This window comes from Amycolatopsis sp. NPDC041971 (assembly GCF_055588925.1).
In genome coordinates this window covers 32,152-41,733 of sequence record NZ_JBVJCE010000006.1, presented here as the reverse complement: position 1 = coordinate 41,733, position 9,582 = coordinate 32,152, and the positions used below count along the sequence as shown (strand labels likewise).

10 protein-coding genes are annotated in these 9,582 nt (G+C 69.3%); 4 read left to right on the top strand and 6 right to left on the bottom strand.

What is annotated here, in order from left to right:
• Window positions 1–336: 336 nt before the first annotated feature.
• The 6 genes from ACZ6DT_RS14755 to ACZ6DT_RS14730 all read right to left on the bottom strand — a co-directional run bounded on the left by ACZ6DT_RS14755 (window position 337) and on the right by ACZ6DT_RS14730 (window position 5,417).
• The gene (locus ACZ6DT_RS14755; protein WP_465594862.1) at window positions 337–1,680 is read right to left on the bottom strand and encodes an SPFH domain-containing protein; all 1,344 of its coding nucleotides are present in this window, start codon (window positions 1,678–1,680) and stop codon (window positions 337–339) included.
• A 50-nt stretch (window positions 1,681–1,730) separates the two neighbouring features.
• A complete protein-coding gene (locus ACZ6DT_RS14750) occupies window positions 1,731–2,162 on the bottom strand; it encodes an NfeD family protein (RefSeq protein ID WP_465594123.1) in 432 nt (143 codons plus the stop codon).
• Window positions 2,163–2,257: 95 nt separating this feature from the next.
• Window positions 2,258–3,073, bottom strand: coding sequence for a DUF3097 domain-containing protein (locus ACZ6DT_RS14745; RefSeq protein WP_465594120.1), 816 nt, complete (start codon window positions 3,071–3,073; stop codon window positions 2,258–2,260).
• Between the two features lie 97 nt (window positions 3,074–3,170).
• On the bottom strand, window positions 3,171–4,070 hold the full coding sequence (locus ACZ6DT_RS14740; protein ID WP_465594117.1) for an aminoglycoside phosphotransferase family protein: 900 nt from the start codon (window positions 4,068–4,070) through the stop codon (window positions 3,171–3,173).
• Window positions 4,055–4,837 (bottom strand): SCO1664 family protein, encoded by a 783-nt coding sequence (locus ACZ6DT_RS14735; RefSeq protein ID WP_465594114.1) that lies wholly within the window; start codon window positions 4,835–4,837, stop codon window positions 4,055–4,057. The genes ACZ6DT_RS14740 and ACZ6DT_RS14735 overlap by 16 nt, the downstream gene beginning before the upstream one ends.
• 4 nt (window positions 4,838–4,841) lie before the next feature.
• Window positions 4,842–5,417 carry a DUF3090 domain-containing protein gene (locus tag ACZ6DT_RS14730; protein WP_037312366.1) on the bottom strand — a complete coding sequence of 192 codons (576 nt, stop codon included), beginning with the start codon at window positions 5,415–5,417 and terminating at the stop codon, window positions 4,842–4,844.
• 121 nt (window positions 5,418–5,538) lie between these two features.
• On the opposite strand from ACZ6DT_RS14730, the gene ACZ6DT_RS14725 reads away from it, so the two are divergent.
• The 4 genes from ACZ6DT_RS14725 to ACZ6DT_RS14710 are packed head-to-tail and all read left to right on the top strand — an operon-like array spanning window position 5,539 to window position 9,468.
• Window positions 5,539–7,479 (top strand): alpha/beta hydrolase family protein, encoded by a 1,941-nt coding sequence (locus ACZ6DT_RS14725; protein WP_465594111.1) that lies wholly within the window; start codon window positions 5,539–5,541, stop codon window positions 7,477–7,479.
• Window positions 7,476–8,363, top strand: a complete 888-nt coding sequence (locus tag ACZ6DT_RS14720; RefSeq protein ID WP_465594108.1) for a S66 peptidase family protein — start codon at window positions 7,476–7,478, stop codon at window positions 8,361–8,363. Before ACZ6DT_RS14725 ends, ACZ6DT_RS14720 begins: the two co-directional genes overlap by 4 nt.
• Before the next feature lie 48 nt (window positions 8,364–8,411).
• Window positions 8,412–9,038, top strand: a complete 627-nt coding sequence (locus tag ACZ6DT_RS14715) for a class I SAM-dependent methyltransferase (protein ID WP_465594105.1) — start codon at window positions 8,412–8,414, stop codon at window positions 9,036–9,038.
• Window positions 9,039–9,051: 13 nt separating this feature from the next.
• Complete coding sequence (locus ACZ6DT_RS14710; RefSeq protein WP_465594102.1) at window positions 9,052–9,468, top strand: TIGR03668 family PPOX class F420-dependent oxidoreductase; 417 nt, start codon at window positions 9,052–9,054, stop codon at window positions 9,466–9,468.
• Window positions 9,469–9,582: the final 114 nt, after the last annotated feature.

The following is a 9,582-nucleotide window of genomic DNA, read 5'->3' as shown; positions in this document are numbered from 1 at the left end:
AGGGGGGGGCATGGGGGGGGGAGGGGTGGATGTGGCCTTTTCGTTCCTCTCCCCCCCTCCCCCCCCCCCCCCCCCCCCCCCCCCCCCCCCCCCCCCCCCCCCACCGCGCCTGACCAGGACGGAAGGCATCCTTCGTGGCATCCTTCGTGGCATCCTTCGCAAACGCCTCACTTGACCAGCGGTTATGCGACTTGCCCGGATCCTGCCTTGAAGATAGCGAAGGAGGTTCTTCACTATCTTCAAGATCACCACAGTCACAGCGGCTGCGCGCGAATGCCCCGCAAAGCAAACAAAGAGGGCCGCCCCGGACGGGACGGCCCTCTTCCTTCACCTGACTCAGCGCTGCGGCGGCGGACCACCCTGCGGACCACCGAACGGGCCCTGCTGCGGGAACGGGCCTGCGCCCGGTCCCTGCGCCGGCGGCCCCTGGTACGGACCACCCTGCGGACCGGCGGGCGGCTGCGGCTGTGGCAACCGGGAGGGCGGCGGAACCTGAGGCTCCGGTGCGGCCTCCGGCTCGGGAGCGGGAGCGGCCTTGGGAACCTGACGCGGAGCGGGCGGCTCCTGTCGCGGCGTCGCGACGCCCAGCGCCGGAACTTCCTTGCGTGCCACGGCTTCCGCGGCCGCGACGGCCTCGGCGACCTTCGGGTCGCTGGAGGTGTCGAACCAACCCTGGACCTCTTCGTCCTCCAGGTCCGGCTTCTCGACCGGGTCTTCCTTCGGCGGCTCGTAGCGGAACACACCGTCGTCACCGGGGGCGCCGAGCGCGCGGGCGAAGCCTTCCAGGGCCTTGCCGTAGTCGCTCGGGATCATCCAGACCTTGTTCGCGTCGCCCTGCGCCAGCTGCGGCAGGGTCTGCAGGTATTGGTACGCCAGGACCTCGGGCGTGGGACGCCCGGCCTTGATCGCCGCGAAAACCTTCTCGATGGCCTTCGCCTGACCTTGCGCCTGAAGGTACCGGGCGGCGCGTTCACCCTGCGCCCGCAGGATCCGCGACTGCCGCTCCGCCTCCGCGCTCAGGATCGCGGCCTGTTTGGCACCTTCGGCCGCGAGGATCTGGCTCTGCTTCTGACCTTCCGCGGTCTTGATCGCCGATTCACGCTGACCTTCGGCGGTCAGGATCATCGCGCGCTTCTCACGGTCGGCCCGCATCTGCTTCTCCATCGAGTCCTGGATGGAGGGCGGCGGGTCGATCGCCTTCAGCTCGACGCGGGCGACGCGAATACCCCAGCGGCCGGTGGCTTCGTCGAGGACACCGCGCAGCTGGCTGTTGATCGAGTCACGCGAGGTCAGCGTCTGCTCCAGGCTCATGCCACCGACGACGTTACGCAGTGTCGTGGTGGTCAGCTGCTCGACACCGACGATGTAGTTCGAGATCTCGTAGACCGCCGCGCGCGAGTCGGTCACCTGGAAGTACACGACCGTGTCGATCGACACGGTCAGGTTGTCCTCGGTGATCACGGGCTGCGGCGGGAACGAGACGACCTGCTCGCGGAGGTCGATCCGCGCCCGCACCTTGTCCAGGAAGGGCACCAGAAACGTCAGGCCGGGAGAAGCCACCGTCCGGAACCGGCCCAGCCGTTCGATCACAGCGGACTGCGCCTGCGGCACCACCATGATCGCCTTGACCACGACGACGACCACGAACAACGCGAGCAATCCGACGACGATGAACACCACTGTTTCTGACAACTACCTTCCCCTTACGTAGAAACCCTTTGCTGTTCGGCTCACAGCTCGGCGGAGACGACCGCCGTGGCGCCCGAGATCTCGACGACCGTCACCGATGTCCCCGGGGCGATCGATTCCCCTTCGGTCATGGCCCGGGCCGACCAGACGTCACCCGCCAGCTTCACCTGTCCGGCTTCGACGTCCACTGTGGACACTACTACCGCTCGCGCACCGATCAGCGCGTCGGTGTTGGTCTTGATGTCCGGTCCCGCGAGGAACCGGCGTTTGAGGGCCGGCCGGACGAGGGCGAGCATCCCGACCGAGGCGACGGCGAACACCGCGACGTCGATGAACGGGTTCCCGGTCAGCGCGGCGGAGCCGGCCCCGAACAGGGCTCCCGCGCCGATCATGAGCAGGAACAGGTCACCCGAGAGCAGCTCGGCGATGATCAAGAGGATCCCGGCGATCAGCCAGATGAGAGCGCCTGTCATGCGTTCATGCTCCCAGATCGCGCCGATTCATACCGAAGAAGCGAAACCGACGTGACCGACGCGTGACCTTGAGTGACCCTGCGCAAATCGGTCATTCAGGACTCCTCGCCCGGGTCGGAGACGAAGTCGATGAGCCGTTCCACCGCTCCGATCAGCGGCGTTTCCAGATCTCGGTAGCTGCCGACCGCGGCCAGGACGCGCTGCCAGCCCTCCCACGGCTCGCCCCAGCCGAGCGTGTCGCAAACGCCCTGTTTCCACTCCGTGCCACGCGGGATCTTCGGCCACCCGCGGATTCCGACGACCGAGGGCTTCACGGCCTCCCAGATGTCGATGTACGGATGTCCGGTGATCAGCACGTTCTCGTCGCGGATCCCGTCGACGATCCGGGACTCCTTGCTGCCCGCGACGAGGTGGTCGACCAGCACACCGAGGCGACGGCCGGCGCCGGTGCCGAATTCGTCGATGCGATCGGCGAGCACGTCCACACCATCGAGTGGTTCCACCACCACGCCTTCGACCCGCAGGTCGTGTCCCCAGACCCGTTCGACGAGTTCGGCATCGTGCTTGCCCTCCACCCAGATGCGCGAATCGCGGGCGACCCGGGCCTTGAGCCCTTGGACCTGGACCGAACCGGACGCGGAGATCCGCCGGGCCGGGGTCTTCGGGGCCGCCTTCGCGGACACCAGCGTGACCGGTTTGCCTTCGAGCAGGAAACCCGCGGGATTCAACGGGAACACGCGGTGCTTGCCGTGCCGGTCTTCGAGGACGACGTTGCCGTACTCGATCTTCACCACGGCACCGCAAAAGCCGCTGGCCGGGTCTTCGACCACGAGCCCGGGTTCGGCGGGCACCTCGGGGATCTTCCGCTTGCGCGGACCGGACAGCACGTCGTCGTACGAATGGGAGCGCACGGCGGTCGACGCTATCGGGGCACGGCGTCAGCGTCTCCCCGCCACGCCGGTCAGGCGGCCATCCGCCGCCCTGCCGACGTCGATCGCGGACTCAGGTTCACCGACAGAATGACAGCATCGCTTCGACGAACGGGGTCCGCTCACCCCGTTCGAGCGGAGGCATCACGAACAGCGGCGCGAGCGCGACACACCACGCGCGCACCCGTCCGGCGTCGAATCCGGGAAGGTGCGGCGCGATCGCGTCGAAGCCGTCTTCGAGCGTGCCGCCTTCTTTCATCGGCAGCGTGACCCAGTCGGCCAGATCGAAGGACGGGTCGCCGACGCTCGGACGTGGATCGATCGCGACCGCGCCCCTGCCGGGCCCGCCGTCGAGGACGTTGCCCGGATGCAGGTCGCCGTGCACGATCGCGGTACCTCCCCCGCTGGTCGCGAGAGCCAGCGCCCGCAGCCTGGCGCGATCGAGCGTCTCCAGCGGCAACGTGGCCTCGGCCACCGATCCCCGCAGTCCCCGCTCGGCGAGGTCGTACATGAAGACGACCCGGTCTTCCAGCGTCGAGAAGCCCGGCGGCGGGGGCACCGCATGGACCTGGGTCAGCAGATCGCCGACCTCGGCCCACGGCACGTTCGCCCCCGCCTCCAGCAACTGCGTGCCGGGGTCGATGCCCTCCAGCAGGATCGCCCCGTCGGCGAGTTCGGCGGCGAGCACCCGCACGACTCGCGAACAGCCGTCCCACGCGCGCAGGGCGGCGGCCTCGGACTCGGCGATCGTGTGCTCCGGGGTGAGTTTGAGGACCTTCTTGGCGCCGTCTTCCCCGGCGCAGATCAGGGTCCGGCCGGTGTTGCCCGGTTTCGCGTCGACGACGGTGAGCCCCCACCGCGCCGCCAGCCGCGTCACGAGTGCGGGCAGTTCGTCGCACCAGGTCGTGACGTCGTCACCGAATCGCTTGATCAGGCGTGCGCGGGCCTGATCGTCCAGCACCTTCAGAACAGCGGCCATGGGATGGCCCGCCAGTCGTCTCCGGGCTCCGGGAAGACACCCTCCGCCAGAAGCGACTCGGTGCGCTCGGCCAGCGCGCGGATCTCGAAACCGGTGAGGTGCTCGCCGAGGGCGTCGCCGAGTTCGCCGTCCAGCCGCTCGCGCAGACCACGAAGCCTGCCGACCTCTGTTTCGGTCAGCCGCTCACCGATCCAGCCCCAGAGCACCGTCCTCAGCTTCGGATCGGTGTGCAGGCAGATACCGTGGTCGACGCCGTAGATCCGGCCGTCGGCACCGGCGAGCACGTGGCCGCCCTTGCGGTCGGTGTTGTTGACCACGATGTCGAGGAGCGCCAGTTCCCGCATCCCCTGCCGATTCGCGTGCGCGAGGACGGCGGGTTCACCGTCGCGGTCGTGCGCGTGCAGCACGACGCGCCAGTCGTCCGGCAGGTTGTCCGGGGACCGTACGTCGACCAGTTCCTCGTCGGTGGTCTCGATCCACAACTGCACCATGCCGGGTCCGAACGGCCCGTCGCGCAGCACCGTGGGCGGGATCGCGCCGAGCCCGGAGGCATCGGCGACCATGGCCGTCGCGACCTCGCGGCCGGCGAGCGTCCCGTCCGGGAAATCCCACAACGGCCGCTCACCGGACACCGGCTTGTACACGACGTTGCCCGTGACACCGTCGAGTTCGATCGTGCAGAAGAGCGTGACGTTGGAAGCGTCGACCAGCCTGCCTTCGACGTCGATCTTGCCGCGCGTCACCAGCTCCCGCGAAGTCTCCGTCACCCGGTCAGTCCTCGAGGACGTCGACGTCGCGCCGGTACCCATTCTGCCGCGGGCAGATGTGGCCCGCCGGGTCGAGTGGCTCGGCGCACAGTGGGCACGGCTTGCGGCCGGCGTTGACCACCCGGTCGGCTCGTTCCGCGAAAGCGCGCGCCGCGCCAGGGCTCAGGAAGACACGGACTGCGTCCGGGCCTTCTTCGGTGTCGTCCAGCACGACCGTTTCGTCCACCTCGCCTTCCGTCATCGCGAGCAGCTCGATGACGACGGCGCTGCTGTCCGCGTCCCAGCCGAGACCCATGGTGCCGACGCGGAACTCCTCCTCGACCGGAACCGTGAGGGGGTCGACGTCGAGGAGCTCGTCGGGCGCGTCGTCCGGTACGTCCGCGCCGAACCGGCTGGCGACCTCTTCCAGCAGCGAGCTGAGCCTTTCGGCCAACACCACGACCTGCTGTTTTTCGATCGTCACACTGATCGTGCGGACGTCCTCGGACGCCTGGAGGTAGAACGTGCGGTCGCCGGGCTCACCGACGGTTCCTGCGACGAACCGGTCGGGCTGGCGGAAGACGTGGATTACGCGAGACATGGCACCTTTGACACTAGGCCACGACCCCATGATCGGCATCCGCCGCCCCAAGGTTAAGCCCAGGGCGAAACCGCCGCGCCCCGGGCCGTGACGGGCAAAGGGACGAACCTAGTCTTCACCTGTGGTTGAGATCGCCCCTTACGGCACCTGGACGTCTCCCCTGTCGGCCGCCGATGTCGCGGCCTCGGGAGTCAGCGCGCAATGGCTCGGAACGGCGGGAAACGAGGTGTGGTGGGCCGAAGCGAGAACCGGTGAGGGCGGCCGCGTGACCCTCGTGCGGTCCCGCGCCGACGGCACGGTCGAAGACGTCCTTCCCGCTCCGTGGAACGTCCGGAACCGGGTCCACGAGTACGGCGGCCGCCCCTGGCTCGTCCTCGGCGACGACCTCGTCTTCACCCACTGGGCCGACCAGCGTGTCTACCACCGCGACCTGACCACCGGTGGCACGACTCCGCTGACCCCGGAACCGGCCACCCGGCACCAAATCCGCTACAGCGACCTCCGGCCCGGCCCGGCAGGCGAAGTATGGCTGGTGCGCGAACGCAGCACCGGCCCCCGGCGCGTCGACATCGCCCGTGACCTCATCGCCGTTCCCCTCGACGGCGGTCCGGAGCGGGTTCTGACGGCCAGCCACCACTTCCTCACCGCGCCGCAGCTCTCCCCCGACGGAACGCGTGCGGCGTGGATCGGCTGGAACCATCCCGCGATGCCTTGGGACGGCACGGAACTGTGCGTCGCCGAACTCCGCGAGGACGGGACCTTCGGGCCACACCGCGTACTCGCCGGCGCGGCGGACGTCGCCGTCTGCCAGGTGGAGTGGGAGACGGCGGACAGCCTGCTGGCGCTGCTCGACCCGGACGGCTGGTGGAATCTGCATCGCGTCGGGCTCGACGGCGGCATCACGAACCTCGCGCCGTCGGAACAGGAGATCGGCGGTGCGCAGTGGAAACTCGGCGCACGCTGGTTCGCTCCGCTCGGGGACGGCCGGTTCGCCGTCATCGCCTCGGGCAGGCTCGCCGTCCTCGACGAGACGACGCGGCAAGTGAACCCGGTGGCGACCGCCACCGACCTCACCGCGTGGTCCACCAACGGTTTCGCCGTCCACGACGGCTGCGTGGCCGGCGTCGCCGCGGGCCCGGCACGCGAAGGCGCCGTCGTAAAGGTCGATCTCGAAGCCGGGACGGTCACCGAACTCGCGTCAGCGCCCGAACCGCCGTCGACCGCCTACCTGTCGACGCCGGTGGAGCGGATCTTCAAGACCGACGACGGCGACCGGATCCCGGCCTTCGTCTATCTGCCCGCGAACGCCGACTTCACCGCGCCGGACGGCGAACGTCCGCCGCTGTTCGTGTATCCGCACGGCGGGCCGACCGGCCGGGACAGCGCGGTGCTGGACTACGAGATCGCCTACTTCACCAGCCGCGGGATCGCCGTCGTCACGGTGAACTACGGCGGATCGACCGGATACGGCCGCGCCTACCGTGAACGGCTCCGGGAACAGTGGGGCGTCGTCGACGTCGCGGACTGTGTCACCGTCGCCGAAGCCCTCGCCGCCGAAGGCACCGTCGACGGCGACAGGCTGGCGATCCGCGGCGGCAGCGCCGGCGGGTACACCTCCGCCGCCTCGCTGACCACCACGACGACCTACCGCGCGGGCACCGTGATGTACCCGATCCTCGACCTCACGCAATGGACCGGCGACGGCGGCGAGACGCACGACTTCGAGTCCCGCTACCTCGACGGGCTGATCGGGCCGCTGCCGGAGACCGCTCAGCGCTACCGGGACCGGTCGCCGATCAACAACGCGGGCACCCTCGCGGGCCCGTTGTTGTTCTTGCAGGGCCTGGAGGACGAGATCTGTCCGCCGGAGCAGGCGGACCGATTCGTGGCCGGGCTTGCCGGGTGCGGCATCGAGCACGCCTACCTGAGGTTCGATGGCGAGCAGCACGGTTTCCGGAAGGCGGAGACGATCGTGACCGCGCTCGAAGCGGAGTTGTCGTTCTACGGTCAGGTCTTCGGCTTCGAGACGCCCGGCGTGCCGAAGCTCCGGCTGAGCCGGTGAGGCCGGCGAAGACGCGGCCGGGTGACACGATCGCCTTGGTCGCTCCGGCGGGTCCGGTCCCGGCGGACCTGGTCGAGAAGGCGCTGCCGGTCCTCCGCGGCTGGGGCGTCGAAGTCCACGTCGGCGAGTGCGTCCGCGCGACCTCCGCCTGCTACCTGTCGGCATCCGACGAGACGCGGGCCGCCGAGTTCACCCGCGCCTGGCTGGACCCCGGGGTCACCTGCGTCCTCGCCGCCCGCGGCGGCTACGGCTCACAGCGGATGCTCGACCTCGTCGACTGGGCGGCACTGCGGGCGGCCGGGCCCAAGATGTTCGCCGGGTCGAGCGACGTGACGGCACTGCACCGGGCCGTGAACGTCCACTTGGGACTGGAGACGCTGTTCTCGCCCATGCCCGCGACCACGCTGTTCGACGCGGTCGCCACCGAACACCTGCGGCTTTCGTTGTTCGAGCCGGACACCGTGCGACTGATCGCGTCGCCGACGTCGTCGCCGCTGGTGGCGGGCACCGCGACCGGCACGCTCATCGGCGGCAACCTCGCCCTGCTTGCCTCGAGTCTCGGTGCTCCGGAACAAGGCTCGGCGCGCGACGCGATCGTGGTGCTGGAGGACGTCACCGAGAGCCTCTACCGGATCGACCGGATGCTCACGCAGTTGCTCCGTTCCGGCTGGCTCGACGACGTACGCGGCTTCGTGCTGGGTTCGTGGAAGTCCTGCGGTGATCCCGACGCCATCCGCGCCCTGATGCTCGACCGGCTCGGACCGCTCGGCGTGCCCATGGCCTGGGAATTCGGCGTCGGACACGTCCCGGCTTCGCCGACCGTCCCCCTCGGTGCGCGGGCCACTCTCGACGCGGACGCGGGCACACTCCAGGTTTTGCCATAACGGCAACGGAACTTGCGCCATCGGCCGAATCGGGGGCATCTTTCGGACATGGATTCCACACAACAGTTCTGGGAAGACTTCTATCGCGACAAAGAACAGGTCTGGAGCGGTAAGGCGAACCCGATCCTGGTGAACGAGGTCGCCGCGCTCACGCCGGGCACGGCGCTCGATCTCGGCTGCGGCGAAGGCGGCGACGCCATCTGGCTGGCACAGCAAGGTTGGCGCGTCACCGCCGTCGACATCTCGGAGGTCGCGCTCGAACGTGCCGCCGGGCACGCGGCCGAGGCCGGGGTCGATGGCATCGTCTGGGAGCGTCATGACCTGGCGAAGTCGTTCCCGGAGGGGCGCTTCGACCTCGTCTCCGCGCAGTTCTTCCACTCCCCCGTCGCGGAGGACGGCGAGCGGGACAAGGCACTCCGCCGCGCCGCCGAGGCCGTCGCCCCGGGCGGCACATTGGTGGTCGCCGGCCACGCGGGCTGGCCGACATGGATGGACGAGCCGCCGCACAAGGACGTCCACTTCCCGACGACGTCCGAGGTACTCGAAACGCTGGCGCTGGCCGACGGTGAATGGACCGTGGAACGGGAAGAGCTGATCGCGCACGATTTCCCGGGACCCGAGGGACAACACGGAACACGTTCGGACAACGTGCTCCGCGTGCGACGTTCGGGCTAGGTACCGTCGCGGCATGCGGATGACGCCTGCGGAAGCCCGGTCACGGTTCGAAGGCGAGCGGACAGCGAGGCTGGCGACGACGGATTCGGACGGCGTACCGCATCTGGTGCCGGTGACGTTCGTCCTCGAAGGCGACTCGGTCGCGTTCGCGATCGACCACAAGCCGAAGAGCACCACCGCGTTGCGTCGGCTGAAGAACATCGCGGAGAACCCGGTGGTCAGCTTCCTGGCCGACCACTATGCCGAGGACTGGACCGCACTGTGGTGGGCCCGAGCGGACGGTGTCGCCCGGGTGCTGACCGATCCCGACGAGCAGGCGCTGCCGGTGCGGCTGCTGCGGGAGAAGTATTCGCAGTACGAGGCGCAACCCGCTCCGCATTCCGTGGTGAGCACGCTGGTCCACTCCTGGAGTGGGTGGCGGGCTTCCTGAGTCTTCTTTGGCGTTGGGGGCGCTGGGGGGGGGGAAAAGACCCGGCCGTTCCGCCCGGGCGTCGGACCACCTTGTGGGGGCTGCTAACCCCGCCACGACTACCTCACGGAACCT

Coding starts and splice junctions, on each gene's coding strand:
- ACZ6DT_RS14715 (WP_465594105.1), top strand. CDS start 8,412: ATGGATTCCACACAACAGTTCTGGGAAGACTTCTATCGCGACAAAGAA.
- ACZ6DT_RS14710 (WP_465594102.1), top strand. CDS start 9,052: ATGCGGATGACGCCTGCGGAAGCCCGGTCACGGTTCGAAGGCGAGCGG.
- ACZ6DT_RS14750 (WP_465594123.1), bottom strand. CDS start 2,162: ATGACAGGCGCTCTCATCTGGCTGATCGCCGGGATCCTCTTGATCATC.
- ACZ6DT_RS14740 (WP_465594117.1), bottom strand. CDS start 4,070: ATGGCCGCTGTTCTGAAGGTGCTGGACGATCAGGCCCGCGCACGCCTG.
- ACZ6DT_RS14730 (WP_037312366.1), bottom strand. CDS start 5,417: ATGTCTCGCGTAATCCACGTCTTCCGCCAGCCCGACCGGTTCGTCGCA.